This is a genomic window from Corynebacterium imitans (genome assembly GCF_000739455.1).
GTDB lineage: Bacteria > Actinomycetota > Actinomycetes > Mycobacteriales > Mycobacteriaceae > Corynebacterium > Corynebacterium imitans.
Genome location: NZ_CP009211.1, coordinates 2,039,069 through 2,054,520, shown reverse-complemented (window position 1 = coordinate 2,054,520; position 15,452 = coordinate 2,039,069). Strand labels below are relative to the sequence as shown.

The window sequence follows — 15,452 nt, the reverse complement described above, 5'->3', positions numbered from 1 at the left end:
ATTTTTCACATGGCAAAGAACTGGTCCGAAGGTGCACGCGAGGTTCGCTCTCCGCGAGGCACTGAGATCACTGCAAAGTCCTGGCAGACTGAGGCTCCGCTGCGCATGCTGCAGAACAACCTTGACCCCGAGGTTGCGGAGCGCCCTGATGACCTCGTCGTCTACGGCGGCACCGGCCGTGCGGCACGTAGCTGGGAGGCCTTTGACGCGATCGTCGATACGCTGAAGGACCTCGAGTCCGATGAGACGCTGCTGGTCCAGTCGGGCAAGCCGGTCGGCGTGTGGAAGACCAACGAGTGGGCTCCGCGCGTGCTCATCGCTAACTCCAACCTGGTGGGCGACTGGGCGGATTGGGAGCACTTCCGCAAGCTCGAGGACGAGGGCCTGATGATGTACGGCCAGATGACGGCCGGTTCCTGGATTTACATCGCGACCCAAGGCATCCTGCAGGGCACCTACGAAACTTTTGCTGCTGTGGCGAAGAAGCGTTTCGACGGCACCCTCGCAGGTACGCTGACGCTGACCGGCGGTTGTGGTGGCATGGGTGGCGCGCAGCCGCTGTCCGTCACCCTCAACGGCGGTGCCTGCCTCATCGTCGACGTGGACGAGGGCCGTCTGAAGCGTCGCCAGGGCAAGCGCTACCTCGACGAGGTCACCACCGACCTCGAGGAAGCAATCAAACTGGTCACCGACGCGAAGAACGAGAAGCGCGCGCTTTCCGTCGGTCTCGTCGGCAATGCTTCCGAGGTGTTCCCGGAGATGTTGCGGCGCCACCGTGCGGGCGAGCTCACCGTGGACATCGTCACCGACCAGACTTCCGCACACGATCCACTGTCCTACCTGCCAACCGAGGTGCCTTTCGAGACGTGGCACACGGAAGCTGCTGAGGACCCGACCACTTTTACCAAGAAAGCCCGTGAGGCCATGGCCGCGCAGGTCCAGGCAATGGTCGAGTTCCAGGACGAGGGTGCCGAGGTGTTCGACTACGGCAACTCCATCCGCGACGAGGCCCGCAAGGCAGGCTACTCCCGCGCGTTTGAGTTCCCGGGCTTCGTCCCGGCCTACATCCGCCCGCTCTTCTGTGAGGGCCTTGGCCCCTTCCGCTGGGTTGCACTTTCCGGCGACCCGGAGGACATCAAGGTCACCGATCAGGCCATCAAGGAAGCCTTCCCGGACAACGAGCACCTGCACCGCTGGCTCGATGCCGCCGAGGAGTACGTGGAATTCGAGGGTCTGCCTGCGCGTATTTGCTGGCTCGGCTACGGCGAGCGTGCCAAGGCTGGCGTAATCTTTAATAACCTCGTCAAGGAAGGCAAGGTCAAAGCACCTATCGTCATCGGGCGTGACCACCTGGACTCCGGTTCCGTGGCGTCGCCTTACCGCGAGACTGAGTCGATGCTCGATGGCACCGACGCGGTGGCTGACTGGCCGCTGCTCAATGCCATGACCGCAGTGTCCGGAGGGGCCACCTGGGTGTCTATTCACCACGGTGGTGGTGTAGGCATGGGCCGTTCGATCCACACCGGTCAGGTCACCGTTGCTGACGGCACCGAGCTTGCTGAGGCGAAGCTCAAGGCTGTGCTTACTAATGACCCGGGCATGGGTGTCATCCGCCACGTGGATGCTGGCTACTCCCGCGCCGATGAGGTGGCGAAGGAGCGCGGCGTGCGTATCCCAATGAAGTTCCAGGCACGCGACTAGTTGCACCTCCCAACGCTGACGCACCTTTTCCGGGGCGTCAGCGTTGACCTATTTCATTAACCTGGACTCTGCATATCCTCCTAGAAAGGCACCCATGAGCACTTTTATTACTGGCATTTCCGAGCTGCGCACGGTCTCCGAGCTGGGCACCATTAAGAACGCAGCATTGCTTATCGACGACGGCGTGATCGCCTGGGTCGGCCCCGCCGAAGAAGCCCCCGCGGCGGCGACAAATGCTGCTGAAACCGTCGACATCGGCGGGCGCGCGATCCTGCCTGGTTGGGTGGATTCCCATTCCCACATGGTCTTCGACGGTAACCGCGCCGAGGAGTTCGAGGCCCGCATGGCAGGCGAGTCTTACGCCGCCGGCGGCATCGCTGTGACCATGGAGGCGACCCGCTCCGCCGGCGAGGAGCGCCTGGACAAGTTGGTGGAGGAGCGCGTCGCCGCAGGCCATGCGGGTGGCACCACCACGTTTGAGACCAAGACTGGCTACGGACTGAATATCGAATCCGAGGCGGAAGCCGCGAGGGTTGCCTCCCAGCACGTGGATGAGGTGACGTTCCTAGGCGCACACCTTGTACCGCCAGGAGCGGACGCTGACGAATACATCGAAGAGGTCGTCGGCCCGATGCTGGATGCCGTGAAGGACCACGTGCAGTGGATCGACGTGTTCTGCGAGCGCGGGGCTTTCAACGAGGAGCAGTCCCGCCGTGTGCTCGAGGCCGGCAAGAAGGTGGGCCTGGGCGTGCGCGTGCACGGCAACCAACTCGGCGAAGGCCCGGGTGTGAAGCTTGCAGTAGAGATGGGCGCGGCCAGCGTGGACCACGTTAACTATCTCTCGGACGAGGACTTCGAGCTGCTGGCAGGGTCGGACACTGTGGCCACGCTACTGCCCGCCTGCGACCTGTCTACGCGCGAGGACCTCGCGCCGGGCCGCAAACTTATCGACGCCGGAGCCACCGTCGCCATCGCATCGAACCTCAACCCGGGCACGTCGTTTACGTCCTCGATGAACTTCTGCGTGACCACTGCGGTCCTGCAGCAGTACCTCACGCTCGACGAAGCTATTGAGGCAGCGACAACGGGTGGGGCAAAAGCCTTGCGCCGTCATGACGTCGGCGACGGCAAAGATCCCCAAGGACGCCCTGCTAAGGGGACACTCGTGCCGGGGGCCGCCGCAGACTTGCATATCCTCGATGCAGAAAACGCGATCAACCTTGCATACCGGCCCGGTATGCCGATTACGTGGCAGACCTGGGTAGCGGGGAAGAAAGTCTACGGGTAGAGGATGCTCTCGTTCTCCTCTGGGGTATGAAAAACCCACCTGAGGTGCGGATTTGTTGCTATTACCGGTGCCATGTAAAGTAACAATCCGTGCCCGAGAGAGCACAAGAAATAAATAAGGCCCTGTGGCGCAGTTGGTTAGCGCGCCGCCCTGTCACGGCGGAGGTCGCGGGTTCAAGTCCCGTCAGGGTCGCAGAACTGCCTCGTGTAGTTCCGGCCAGATAGCTCAGTTGGTAGAGCACACGCCTGAAAAGTGTGGGGTCGCCAGTTCGATCCTGGCTCTGGCCACACCCCAGCCCCTCCACTTTGTGGAGGGGCTTCGTGTTGTGCACACGAGCCGCCATGGAGTATTCGGTAGGCTGGGCCACCAATTGAGCCAATGAACCCTAACGGAATTCTCAAAAGGAGCGATCATGTCGGAGACTGCAGAAACGAACCCGGAGCTTTCCAAGAACGAGGAAAAGGGCCAGTACGAGATCCACGTGGGCGGAGAGCTCGCCGGTTTCGCCACCTACACCGACAATGGGGGCACACGCGAGCTGCCCCACACGGTCGTCGACCCCAAGTTTCGGGGCCAGGGCCTGTCGAAGCCGCTGATCAAGTTCGCGCTTGACGATGCTCGCGTGGACGGCCGCACCGTCATCCCCTCCTGCCCGGCGGTGGCGCGCTACATCGTGCAGAACCCGGAGTACAAGGATCTGGTCGAGTAAACCAGCGTCTCTAACGGGCTAAATCACGTAGTGCCCGTTGTCGAAGTAGCAGTCCGGGTCCACGAGCTTGCGGACCTCGGTCTCCTTGCGCTCGCGCGCCTTCGCGGGGATGCCCACCGCGATGGAGTTTTCCGGGATGTCCTTGGTGACCACGGCGTTGGCACCAACAGCAGAATTGGACCCGATGGTGACTGGGCCTAAGATCTTTGCGCCTGCGCCGATGGTGACATTGTCGCCAATGGTGGGGTGGCGCTTGGTCTGCGTGAGTACCTGGCCGCCGAGTGTGACCCCGTGGTAGAGCATGACGCCATCGCCGATCTCCGCGGTTTCTCCGATGACGATGCCCATGCCGTGGTCGATAAAGAAGCGGCGGCCGATGGTGGCACCAGGGTGAATCTCAATACCGGTGAAGAACCTGTTCGCCTGCGCGAGGATGCGTGCGAGGCCCTTGATGTCGCGCTGCCACATCCAGTGGCAGATGCGGTGAACCCAGATCGCGTGGAGGCCGGAATACACGATGGCGTTTTCCACGTCGCCGCGAGCGGCGGGGTCATGGGCCCTCGCGTTGTCCAAGTCCTCTTTAATGCGCGAAAAGATGCTGAGCATGCGGGAGAGTTTACCTTTCGTTACCTGCCCGGTGAGACGGTCCAGGGTGTATCGCGCAGACGGTCTCAAAGTCGGCAGGTCAGCGCGGCGGGGAGCAGGAATAAAAAATGAGCACCACCGGAATGGCGGTGCTCACTTGTATGCGCGTACCGAGTAGTACGGGCTGGACAGACTAGTCGCGGATGTCCTCGTAGAGGATGGTGGAGACGTAGCGCTCACCGAAGTCCGGGATGATGACGACGATGGTCTTGCCCTCGTTCTCCGGGCGAGCAGCCACCTCGAGCGCAGCCTTCACGTTTGCACCAGCGGAGATACCGGCCAGGACTGCGTCCTCGCGAGCCAGCTCGCGGGAGGTAGCGACGGCGTCCTCGTTGGAGACGGTGATGATCTCGTCGACCACGTTGCGGTCGAAGGTGCCCGGGATGAAGTTGGCGCCCAGGCCCTGGATCTTGTGCGGGCCGGCCTCGCCCGTGGACAGCAGCGGGGAAGCAGCCGGCTCGACGGCAATGTTCTTCACCTCAGCCTTCTGCTCCTTGAGGTACTTGCCGGCACCGGAGATGGTGCCGCCGGTGCCCACGCCTGCGACGAGGATGTCTACCTCACCATCGGTATCCTCCCAGATCTCCGGGCCGGTGGTGGCGTAGTGGATTGCCGGGTTGGCCTCGTTCTCAAACTGGCGGGCCAGGATGGCGCCCGGGTCGTTGGCCACGATCTCGTCGGCCTTCTCCACAGCGCCCTTCATGCCAGCAGCACCCGGGGTCAGCACGATCTCTGCGCCGAATGCGCGCAGTACCACGCGGCGCTCCGTGGACATGGTCTCCGGCATGGTGAGGATGACCTTGTAGCCCTTGGCCGCACCGGCGAGTGCGAGTGCGATACCGGTGTTGCCGGAGGTTGCCTCGACGATGGTGCCGCCCGGCTTCAGGTCGCCGGACTTCTCAGCGGCCTCGATGATGGCCTTACCAATGCGGTCCTTGACCGAGTTTGCCGGGTTGTAGAACTCGAGCTTGGCCAGCACGCGAGCCTTGGAGTCCTTGGTAATGCCTTGCAGCTCGACCAGCGGGGTGCCGCCGATGAGGTCCAGAACGTTGTTGGCAATCTTTGCCATGGGAGATCAGCTCCTTATGTTTCATCAATGCTTTCGCGTCGTGTTGCTCACTATACACGCAAAAAGTAGACCGTCTAGTACAGTGCAAGCGAACTGCTTGGTTTGGAGGCCAGGCGGGGGTGGCGTGGCGTCGATAAGCAAAGGCTCCGGGTGTGGGGCTGAACTTTCACTACCCCCGATTGCGCGTTATGATGTGGGTGTTTCAACGTCAAGTTCGATCCAATGCCCCCAATGGGGGCACACGGATGGGTGGAAGGCACGCAGCAATGACCATGGATGCACAGCGGATTAAAGACGATGATGATGCAATCCGCGCCGCACTGACCGCGCTGAAAACGGCCACCGGCATCCCCGTGGCCATGTACGGGACCCTGCTGCCAGACGGCAGGCTGCAGATTACGCAGTGGATCGGCTTGCGCACCCCGGCGCTGCAGGACCTGGTGCTCGAGCAGGGTGCCGGCGTGGGTGGTCGAGTGGTGAGCACGCGTCGCGCGGTCGGCGTGTCCGATTACACGCGCGCCAACGTGATTTCCCACGAGTACGACAAGCACATTCAGGACGAAGGCCTGCACTCCGTGGTTGCCGTGCCGGTTATCGTGCTGCGCGAGATTCGCGGCGTGCTCTATGTCGGTGTGCACTCGCCGGTGCGCCTCGGCGACAAGGTGATTGAGGAAGTCGCCATGACCGCGCGCACGCTGGAACAAGAGCTTGCGGTGAACTCGGCGCTGCGGAACGCAGGAGACGGCAAGGCGAACCCAAAGACCGGCCGCGTGATGAACGGCGCGGAGTGGGAGCAGATCCGCGCGACGCACTCGAAGCTGCGCATGCTGGCCAACCGGGTCGACGATGACGCACTACGCAAGGAGCTCGAGCAGCTCTGCGACCAGATGGTCTCGCCGGTACGCATTAAACAGACGACCAAGCTGTCTGCCCGCGAGCTCGACGTGCTCTCTTGCGTTGCCCTCGGCCACACCAACGTGGAGGCTGCCGAGGAAATGGGCATCGGTGCGGAAACCGTCAAGTCCTACCTGCGCAGCGTGATGCGCAAATTGGGTGCGCACACCCGCTACGAAGCGGTCAACGCTGCCCGCCGCATCGGCGCGCTGCCCTAGGGGGTCAAGACTGCCGACGCCGCGGGCGCGGAGTTGAGTACAGTGGGGCGCGTGAAAGAGCGATTCCTTGTAACTGGCGGTAACCGACTCGAAGGCGTGGTCAAGGTTGATGGCGCGAAGAATAGCGTGCTCAAACTCATGGCCGCTGCGCTGCTTACCGAGGGGACGACCACCCTGCACAACTGCCCAGAGATTCTCGACGTTCCGCTGATGCGCGATGTGCTCGTCGGCCTTGGTTGTGACGTGGAGATCGACGGGCCGACCGTGCGTATTACCACCCCGGCGAGGGTCTCGCCGCGCGCTGACTTCGAGGCAGTCAGGCAGTTCCGCGCCTCCGTCGCCGTGCTGGGGCCGCTGGTCGCGCGCTGCGCGGAGGCCTACGTTGCGCTCCCGGGCGGCGACGCGATCGGCTCGCGCCCGCTCGACATGCACCAGTCTGGGCTGGAGAAGTTGGGCGCAACCACCCACATCGAACACGGAGCCGTGGTGGCCAAGGCCGACAAGCTCACCGGGGCGAAGATCAACCTGGATTTCCCTTCCGTCGGTGCCACCGAGAACATTCTCACCGCCGCAGTGCTTGCCGACGGGCAGACGGTCCTGGACAATGCCGCCCGCGAACCCGAAATCGTGGACCTGTGCGACATGCTCAACTCCATGGGCGCGCGCATCAGTGGCGCAGGCACGTCGACCATCACTATCGACGGTGTTGATGAGCTGCACCCCACCGAACACCATGTGGTTGGCGACCGAATTGTCGCTGGAACCTGGGCGTACGCCGCGGCGATCACACAGGGCGACATCACCGTCACCGGCATCGCGCCGCGCCACCTCCATCTTGCGCTATCCAAGCTCAAGCTTGCCGGCGCGAACGTAGAGACCTACGACAACGGCTTCCGCGTGCGCATGGACCAGCGTCCCAAGGCGGTGGATTACCAGACTCTGCCGTTCCCCGGCTTCCCGACGGACCTGCAGCCGATGGCCATCGCGATCAGCGCCGTCGCCGAAGGCGTCACCGTGATCACCGAGAACGTCTTCGAGGCACGCTTCCGCTTTGTCGACGAGATGCTGCGCCTGGGTGCCGACGCCAACGTCGACGGCCACCACGTGGTCATCCGCGGCGTTGACCACCTATCTTCCACCGACGTGTGGTCCAGCGACATCCGCGCCGGTGCGGGCCTGGTGCTCGCGGGGCTGGTTGCCGACGGGGAGACGACCGTGCACGAGGTGCACCACATCGATCGGGGCTACCCGAAGTTTGTCGAGCAGATCAACGAGCTCGGCGGGCGCATCGAGCGTGTGCTTGCATAGCCGCGCTTATGGGGGCACATAACGGGCTTTGAGCATGCTTGAATATGCCTGTTGTGCTGGGGATTTGTGTTGGTGTGTGGGTGTGTGTAACTTTATGTGAGTCAGCGAGACCGACAACGCCCCGCCGGACAGACTCCAAGGAGAGTGGCTGGTGAGATGGCGGTCAGGAAAACGATCGCTGGCCGACACAAGAAAATATGCTTCACAGTTTGCAGGGTTTTGACTTTGTGGTTGTGGTGTGTGTAGTGTCGACAAAGTCGCTTTTTACAGCTGCTGGGTGATCGCCTAGTGGTGTGTGATTGTGCGTGTGTTGTTTGAGAACTCGATAGTGTGCCAATGTACTTTTGTTTGTGGATTGGTTGCGTGCCTGGTTGTGCTGGCTGTGCCCTGTGTGGGTGTGGTTGGTGTGTGCCGGTGGTGCTGCCCTTGAATCTCTAATTTTGGGTGGTGTCTTGCTGGTTGCTTGGTGCGTGATTTGATTCGCGTTATTTTGTAACTATTTTTTGTTTTGCCGGTCCTTGTTTTCCCTCGTCGGGTGAGGATCGGTTTGTAACAGTAATTTGAGGATTTGCCAGTCCTGCATTGCAGTTTTTGTGGTGTGGGTTGGTTTGTTTTTGGTTAGGTTTTCAGGCTTTTCACGGCCTTGTTTCTTGCTGAAACATTTGTTTTTGTGGAGAGTTTGATCCTGGCTCAGGATGAACGCTGGCGGCGTGCTTAACACATGCAAGTCGAACGGAAAGGCCGAAGCTTGCTTCGGTACTCGAGTGGCGAACGGGTGAGTAACACGTGGGTGATCTGCCCTGTACTTCGGGATAAGCTTGGGAAACTGGGTCTAATACCGGATATGACGATCTCTTGGATGGGGTTGTGGAAAGCTTTTGCGGTATGGGATGAGCTCGCGGCCTATCAGCTTGTTGGTGGGGTAATGGCCTACCAAGGCGTCGACGGGTAGCCGGCCTGAGAGGGTGTACGGCCACATTGGGACTGAGATACGGCCCAGACTCCTACGGGAGGCAGCAGTGGGGAATATTGCACAATGGGCGCAAGCCTGATGCAGCGACGCCGCGTGGGGGATGACGGCCTTCGGGTTGTAAACTCCTTTCGCAACCGACGAAGCTTTTGTGACGGTAGGTTGAGAAGAAGCACCGGCTAACTACGTGCCAGCAGCCGCGGTAATACGTAGGGTGCGAGCGTTGTCCGGAATTACTGGGCGTAAAGAGCTCGTAGGTGGTTTGTCGCGTCGTTTGTGGAATACCGCAGCTTAACTGCGGGGTTGCAGGCGATACGGGCATAACTTGAGTGCTGTAGGGGAGACTGGAATTCCTGGTGTAGCGGTGGAATGCGCAGATATCAGGAGGAACACCGATGGCGAAGGCAGGTCTCTGGGCAGTAACTGACGCTGAGGAGCGAAAGCATGGGGAGCGAACAGGATTAGATACCCTGGTAGTCCATGCCGTAAACGGTGGGCGCTAGGTGTGAGTCCCTTCCACGGGGTTCGTGCCGTAGCTAACGCATTAAGCGCCCCGCCTGGGGAGTACGGCCGCAAGGCTAAAACTCAAAGGAATTGACGGGGGCCCGCACAAGCGGCGGAGCATGTGGATTAATTCGATGCAACGCGAAGAACCTTACCTGGGCTTGACATACACCGGATCGCTGCAGAGATGTAGCTTCCCTTTGTGGCTGGTGTACAGGTGGTGCATGGTTGTCGTCAGCTCGTGTCGTGAGATGTTGGGTTAAGTCCCGCAACGAGCGCAACCCTTGTCTTATGTTGCCAGCATTTGGTTGGGGACTCATGAGAGACTGCCGGGGTTAACTCGGAGGAAGGTGGGGATGACGTCAAATCATCATGCCCCTTATGTCCAGGGCTTCACACATGCTACAATGGTCGGTACAACGCGTTTGCGAGCTCGTGAGGGTGGGCTAATCGCTGAAAGCCGGTCGTAGTTCGGATTGGGGTCTGCAACTCGACCCCATGAAGTCGGAGTCGCTAGTAATCGCAGATCAGCAACGCTGCGGTGAATACGTTCCCGGGCCTTGTACACACCGCCCGTCACGTCATGAAAGTTGGTAACACCCGAAGCCCATGGCCCAAACKTGTTAGGGAGTGGTCGAAGGTGGGATCGGCGATTGGGACGAAGTCGTAACAAGGTAGCCGTACCGGAAGGTGCGGCTGGATCACCTCCTTTCTAAGGAGCTTTTTTAATGTGCCCACGGTTGTGGGACGTGTGGTGGTTGAGTCGCCGAGTGTGTGACTGCCACCRAWWAKTRTTTKRAAWTCCGGGTGGATGCRYAYCCGCAGKRCAYRGAKKSMCTGCGTAGCAGACCTGGGTGGTAACCAAGCTTCACAAACATTGTTTTGGGTATGTTGGCATGCTGTTGGGTGTCTGGGGCAGCACACAATGAGCTACGCCGGTTGGTGTGGTTGTGGTTGTCTTGTTGGCCTGCACGTGAATGATCATGCGCCCTGGTTGGTGTGTGGTTGTTGTGGTGTGGGTGTGTTGTGTGAGAACTGTATAGTGGACGCGAGCATCTTTCTTCTTTCCATGCTCCGCATTGTTTKKGTGGGGTGTGGGTTGATTTATTTTTGTGTTTTGCAATGTTTTGTGTTTGCAAGATCGTTTGTAAGTGTTTTGTGTATCTGCGCATGCTGTCTGCYGCTKTTKKGTGGYGAGGTGGTGTGTGTTTGTATCGTGTTGGGTAATTTGTTTGGTTATTCAGGGCGTACGGTGGATGCCTTGGCATGCTTAGCCGATGAAGGACGTGTGAGGCTGCGTTATGCCTCGGGGAGTTGTCAACAAAGCGTTGATCCGAGGATGTCCGAATGGGGAAACCCAGCACCGGTTGTGTGGTGTTACCCGCAGATGAATGCATAGTCTGTGTGGGGGTTGACGCGGGGAAGTGAAACATCTCAGTACCCGTAGGAGAAGAAAACAATTGTGATTCTGCTAGTAGCGGCGAGCGAACGTGGATGAGGCTAAACCATGTGCGTGTGAGACCTGGCAGGGGTTGCGTGTGTGGGGTTGTGGGGTGCAATGGAYCYAGGCTGCCATCTGGGTGCGTGTGTGTGCGTGTAAGCGGAAGTYRYTTGGGATGGTGTACCGGAGTGGGTGAGAGTCCCGTACGCGAATATKYGTYGMATRTGCGTTGTTGTTAKCCCCGAGTAGCAGCGGGCTCGTGGAATCTGCTGTGAATCTGCCGGGACCACCCGGTAAGCCTAAATACTAAGTGTGACCGATAGTGAAKAGTACCGTGAGGGAATGGTGAAAAGTACCCCGGGAGGGGAGTGAAAGAGTTCCTGAAACCGTGCGCTTACAATCCGTCAGAGCACCRTTGTTGTGTGTGATGGCGTGCCTTTTGAAGAATGAGCCTGCGAGTCAGCGGCATGTCGCGAGGTTAACCCGWRTGRWGGGGTAGTCGTAGCGAAAGCGAATCCTAGTTGGGTGTKTTTAGTGGCATGTCCTGGACCCGAAGCGGGGTGATCTACCCATGGCCAGTGTGAAGCAGCTGTAAGAGGTTGTGGAGGCGCGAACCCACGTAGGTTGAAAACTGCGGGGATGAGTTGTGGGTAGGGGTGAAAGGCCAATCAAACTCCGTGATAGCTGGTTCTCCCCGAAATGCATTTAGGTGCAGCGTTATATGTTTAGCTTGCCGGAGGTAGAGCKACTGGTTGGTTGAGCGGGACTATCATCTTAGCAACATCAGCCAAACTCCGAATGCCGGTGTAAGTGTGTATAGCAGTGAGACTGTGGGGGATAAGCTTCATAGTCGAGAGGGAAACAGCCCAGATCGCCGGTTAAGGCCCCTAAGGGTGTACTAAGTGGAAAAGGATGTGGGATCGCGAAGACAGCCAGGAGGTTGGCTTAGAAGCAGCCATCCTTGAAAGAGTGCGTAATAGCTCACTGGTCGAGTGGTTCTGCGCCGACAATGTAGTGGGGCTCAAGTACACCGCCGAAGCCGCGGCAATAATCCTTGTGATTGTTGGGTAGGGGAGCGTCGTGCATGGTGTGAAGCAGTACCGTGAGGAGTTGTGGACTGTGTGCGAGTGAGAATGCAGGCATGAGTAACGAGTGTAAGGTGAGAATCCTTACCGCTGGATGACTAAGGGTTCCTGGGTCAAGTTCGTCTTCCCAGGGTGAGTCGGGTCCTAAGGCGAGGCCGACAGGCGTAGTCGATGGTKAACGGGTTGATATTCCCGTACCCGTGTATGCGCGCCAAGTGATGAAGCGGTGAGACTAACCACCCTGAACACTGGCCATTGGGTGACTTTGTTGCCCTGGGTTGGTGTGATGCGTGGGGCCTGATCCGTGGTAGTCAAGTGATGGGGTGACGCAGGAAGGTAGCCAAGCCACCGGTTGGTGTGTGGTGTAAGCGTGTGGCACGACAGTGTGTGAAATGCCGCTGTCAAATGTGTGAGGCGTGATGCGTAGCCCATKKTTGGGTGATGTTGGTGATCCTATGCTGCCGAGAAAAGCCTCTAGCGATGTGTGTATACGGCCCGTACCCGAAACCGACACAGGTAGTCAGGTAGAAAATACTGAAGCGGTCGGGTGAACTGTGGTTAAGGAATTCGGCAAAATGCCCCCGTAACTTCGGGAGAAGGGGGACCCATGCTGGTTGCCATGTTTTGCGTGTGGTTGCTGGTGTGGGTCGCAGAGAAGAGAGGGGAGCGACTGTTTATCAAAAACACAGGTCCGTGCGAAGACGGTTAAGTTGATGTATACGGACTGACGCCTGCCCGGTGCTGGAAGGTTAAGAGGACCTGTTAGGCCTTTGTGGTCGAAGCGGAGAATTTAAGCCCCAGTAAACGGCGGTGGTAACTATAACCATCCTAAGGTAGCGAAATTCCTTGTCGGGTAAGTTCCGACCTGCACGAATGGCGTAACGACTCCCCTGCTGTCTCAACCACAGGCCCGGTGAAATTGCAGTACGAGTAAAGATGCTCGTTTCGCGCGGCAGGACGAAAAGACCCCGGGACCTTCACTATAGCTTGGTATTGGCATTCGGTGCGGTTTGTGTAGGATAGGTGGGAGACKWTGAWGCGGCYACGCTAGTGGTTGTGGAGTCGTTGTTGAAATACCACTCTGACCGTAGTGGATATCTAACCTTGGCCCATGATCTGGGTTGGGGACAGTGCCTGGTGGGTAGTTTAACTGGGGCGGTTGCCTCCCAAAATGTAACGGAGGCGCCCAAAGGTTCCCTCAGCCTGGTTGGCAATCAGGTGGTGAGTGTAAGTGCACAAGGGAGCTTGACTGCGAGACTTACAAGTCGAGCAGGGACGAAAGTCGGGACTAGTGATCCGGCACCTACTTGTGGATGTGGTGTCGCTCAACGGATAAAAGGTACCCCGGGGATAACAGGCTGATCTTCCCCAAGAGTCCATATCGACGGGATGGTTTGGCACCTCGATGTCGGCTCGTCGCATCCTGGGGCTGGAGTAGGTCCCAAGGGTTGGGCTGTTCGCCCATTAAAGCGGCACGCGAGCTGGGTTCAGAACGTCGTGAGACAGTTCGGTCTCTATCCGCCGCGCGCGTTGAAACTTGAAGAAGGCTGTCCCTAGTACGAGAGGACCGGGACGGACGTACCTCTGGTGTGCCAGTTGTTCCGCCAGGAGCATTGCTGGTTGGCTACGTACGGGAGGGATAACCGCTGAAAGCATCTAAGCGGGAAGCCTGTTTTAAGATGAGGTTTCATTTGAGGTGCCCAGTAGACGACTGGGTTGATAGGCCGGAACTGGAAGCACAGTAATGTGTGGAGGTGACTGGTACTAATCCACCAAATATCAAACAACAAACCAACCATGAAACACTGGTCTTGGTAAACACATCAAACCGTGTGAAACAACAAAAGCATTCGCGTCCACTATGCAGTCACTGACACAACACACCAACGTGTCAACACTGATTCAAAATGAATATTGTGTCACCAACAACCAACAACACTGGTTGACTGGCATGCCCCCAAAGGTGTGTCGGTGGTTGATGGCGGCGGGGAAACGCCCGGTCCCATTCCGAACCCGGAAGCTAAGCCCGCCCGCGCCGATGGTACTGCACTCGGGAGGGTGTGGGAGAGTAGGTTACCGCCGACCCAACAACTTCAAACACAGCACCCCGCACACCACAAAGGTGTGCGGGGTGCTTTTTGTCATCCCCCGAGGTGCGTGGCCGTGGGCCGGCACTCCTCGGGGTGGAATGAGTTTGTAATAAGCGCGCGGTTCAGGGGTGTTTGCCCTGGTGGCGGGAATTCGATTACAACATCATTCCACCACACCACCACCAAACCCGTACCCCGCGTGCCGCGCCGACACCGCCACACTCCCGCACCACACACCGAGCACCAGGCGAAAACGTAGCCTGCGCGGCCCACGCCTCGGGGGCATGAGTACACCGGAGCAGCAGGACTCAAACGGAGCTAGCTCCATCTAGACGTTGCGATCACGCGTGACCAGGGGATTTACCACTGGCCCGGTGCCAAATGGAGCTAGCTCCATTTAGAACAACCGGTCGGGATCGACCAGGCGTTTTACAGGCGGGGTGAGGCCACATGGAGCTAGCTCCAAATAGGACCGCTAGTTTCCAGCGACCAGGGGAAATACCAGTGGTCAGGCGCCAAACGGAGCTAGCACCATACAAAACGCTGTTCAGACTCGACCTGGGTGTATATGACTGCCTCGGTGACAAACGGAGCGAGCTCCATCTACGCGTTGTGGTAGCAATCCCACACGGATGCGTCCCACACCGCGGCAGCGCACTGTCGCCAACCGTGAAAGATCCCGCATCGACCCCGACACCACACCCTTGTTGCCCCAGGTCGCCAAAACATCACGTAAAAAGATTCACAGGCGAGTCGAAACGCCTAAGAGTGGCAAGTCCAACCCCAACAACACGCCGTAACCTCGAGCAGCATCACGCCCCGAATGCCCGGGCACCCCATCGCATGCCGAAACCAGCAGCAACAAGACCTAACAGCGCGCTCGCCAACGCGTAGCGCAGCGCCTCCGAGTAGTCCTTGTCCTTGATGAGCTGGCCGAGTTCTTTCGCTAACGTCGACCAGGTGGATAGCGCCCCCGCGAATCCCGTGCCCACCGCCATAGCGACGAGCACGCCCTGTCCGTAGACGAAGCCGAGGACGGAGCAGGCCACCATGTTGGCGGCCCACGTGCCCACGCGCGGTGCGGGGATGCGGGCGAGCGCCCAGCGGGCGATACCTCCCAGGAATCCGCCGATGAAGATGCCGGTGACAACAAGAAGATCCATGGCTAGCTCTTTGTGGTTTGGCGGTAGGGGTGGGGTGAGGTGGCGTCGGCAAGCAGCCAGGCCCCGACGCATACGACAAAGCTCGCCACAACCAAACCGAAGGCCCAGATGGCGCTCGAGTGTATGGCGGCAACTGCCATGGCGGAGAAGGTGGTGAACCCGCCGAGGAAGCCAGTGCCGAACAACGGTCCCGGTTTGAAGTAGCCCATGGCGAACGCGCCCACTCCGTTCACGGCGAGCGTCGCAACGGCGGCTGGGCCGGGGGCGACGGCGAGCAACGCGGCACGCAAAAGCGCTCCTAGTGCGGCGCCGAGGCCGACGAGGAGCGCTTCGCGGAAGGTGTTGCCCTGCATGCTCTACAGGGTAG

The 15,452-nt window shown here is 59.4% G+C and carries 9 protein-coding genes, 2 tRNA genes and 3 rRNA genes; 10 read left to right on the top strand and 4 right to left on the bottom strand.

The features are described 5' to 3' along the window. Positions 1-9: 9 nt before the first annotated feature. From hutU to CIMIT_RS09640, 5 genes are all read left to right on the top strand, one after another. Positions 10-1,701, top strand: coding sequence for a urocanate hydratase (hutU, locus tag CIMIT_RS09660; protein WP_084674339.1), 1,692 nt, complete (start codon positions 10-12; stop codon positions 1,699-1,701). A gap of 94 nt (positions 1,702-1,795) precedes the next feature. Next, on the top strand, positions 1,796-2,989 hold the full coding sequence (hutI, locus tag CIMIT_RS09655) for an imidazolonepropionase (RefSeq protein ID WP_038592260.1): 1,194 nt from the start codon (positions 1,796-1,798) through the stop codon (positions 2,987-2,989). A 118-nt stretch (positions 2,990-3,107) separates the two neighbouring features. Beyond that, a tRNA-Asp gene (locus CIMIT_RS09650) sits at positions 3,108-3,181 on the top strand. A 22-nt stretch (positions 3,182-3,203) separates the two neighbouring features. Continuing rightward, positions 3,204-3,276 (top strand) — tRNA-Phe (locus CIMIT_RS09645). Positions 3,277-3,401: 125 nt separating this feature from the next. Further along, positions 3,402-3,698 carry a GNAT family N-acetyltransferase gene (locus CIMIT_RS09640; protein WP_038592257.1) on the top strand — a complete coding sequence of 99 codons (297 nt, stop codon included), beginning with the start codon at positions 3,402-3,404 and terminating at the stop codon, positions 3,696-3,698. An 18-nt stretch (positions 3,699-3,716) separates the two neighbouring features. Here the strand turns inward: CIMIT_RS09640 and epsC are convergent, their stop codons facing one another. Together epsC and cysK are read right to left on the bottom strand one after the other, a co-directional pair. Then, on the bottom strand, positions 3,717-4,304 hold the full coding sequence (gene epsC / locus CIMIT_RS09635) for a serine O-acetyltransferase EpsC (protein ID WP_038592254.1): 588 nt from the start codon (positions 4,302-4,304) through the stop codon (positions 3,717-3,719). 172 nt (positions 4,305-4,476) lie between these two features. Beyond that, a complete protein-coding gene (gene cysK / locus CIMIT_RS09630; RefSeq protein ID WP_038592250.1) occupies positions 4,477-5,412 on the bottom strand; it encodes a cysteine synthase A in 936 nt (311 codons plus the stop codon). Between the two features lie 272 nt (positions 5,413-5,684). On the opposite strand from cysK, the gene ramA reads away from it, so the two are divergent. The 5 genes from ramA to rrf all read left to right on the top strand — a co-directional run bounded on the left by ramA (position 5,685) and on the right by rrf (position 13,917). Then, a complete protein-coding gene (gene ramA / locus CIMIT_RS09625) occupies positions 5,685-6,524 on the top strand; it encodes an acetate metabolism transcriptional regulator RamA (protein ID WP_038594659.1) in 840 nt (279 codons plus the stop codon). Between the two features lie 51 nt (positions 6,525-6,575). Further along, positions 6,576-7,832: a UDP-N-acetylglucosamine 1-carboxyvinyltransferase gene (murA, locus tag CIMIT_RS09620; protein ID WP_038594657.1), complete on the top strand. Its 1,257-nt coding sequence runs from the start codon at positions 6,576-6,578 to the stop codon at positions 7,830-7,832. A gap of 667 nt (positions 7,833-8,499) precedes the next feature. Beyond that, positions 8,500-10,018, top strand: a 16S ribosomal RNA gene (locus CIMIT_RS09615). Positions 10,019-10,535: 517 nt separating this feature from the next. Beyond that, positions 10,536-13,620 (top strand): 23S ribosomal RNA (locus CIMIT_RS09610). A 179-nt stretch (positions 13,621-13,799) separates the two neighbouring features. Further along, positions 13,800-13,917, top strand: a 5S ribosomal RNA gene (gene rrf / locus CIMIT_RS09605). The 16S, 23S and 5S rRNA genes sit together here, the layout of an rRNA operon. A gap of 817 nt (positions 13,918-14,734) precedes the next feature. Here rrf and CIMIT_RS09600 read toward each other — a convergent pair. Next, the gene (locus CIMIT_RS09600; protein ID WP_038592246.1) at positions 14,735-15,085 is read right to left on the bottom strand and encodes a FluC/FEX family fluoride channel; all 351 of its coding nucleotides are present in this window, start codon (positions 15,083-15,085) and stop codon (positions 14,735-14,737) included. 2 nt (positions 15,086-15,087) lie between these two features. Next, a complete protein-coding gene (locus CIMIT_RS09595; RefSeq protein ID WP_038592242.1) occupies positions 15,088-15,438 on the bottom strand; it encodes a CrcB family protein in 351 nt (116 codons plus the stop codon). Between the last annotated feature and the right edge of the window lie 14 nt (positions 15,439-15,452).

Bases quoted from the DNA above. Each gene is read 5' to 3' on its own strand.
- hutU (WP_084674339.1), top strand. From the start codon at position 10: ATGGCAAAGAACTGGTCCGAAGGTGCACGCGAGGTTCGCTCTCCGCGA.
- hutI (WP_038592260.1), top strand. From the start codon at position 1,796: ATGAGCACTTTTATTACTGGCATTTCCGAGCTGCGCACGGTCTCCGAG.
- CIMIT_RS09640 (WP_038592257.1), top strand. From the start codon at position 3,402: ATGTCGGAGACTGCAGAAACGAACCCGGAGCTTTCCAAGAACGAGGAA.
- epsC (WP_038592254.1), bottom strand. From the start codon at position 4,304: ATGCTCAGCATCTTTTCGCGCATTAAAGAGGACTTGGACAACGCGAGG.
- cysK (WP_038592250.1), bottom strand. From the start codon at position 5,412: ATGGCAAAGATTGCCAACAACGTTCTGGACCTCATCGGCGGCACCCCG.
- ramA (WP_038594659.1), top strand. From the start codon at position 5,685: ATGGATGCACAGCGGATTAAAGACGATGATGATGCAATCCGCGCCGCA.
- CIMIT_RS09600 (WP_038592246.1), bottom strand. From the start codon at position 15,085: ATGGATCTTCTTGTTGTCACCGGCATCTTCATCGGCGGATTCCTGGGA.
- CIMIT_RS09595 (WP_038592242.1), bottom strand. From the start codon at position 15,438: ATGCAGGGCAACACCTTCCGCGAAGCGCTCCTCGTCGGCCTCGGCGCC.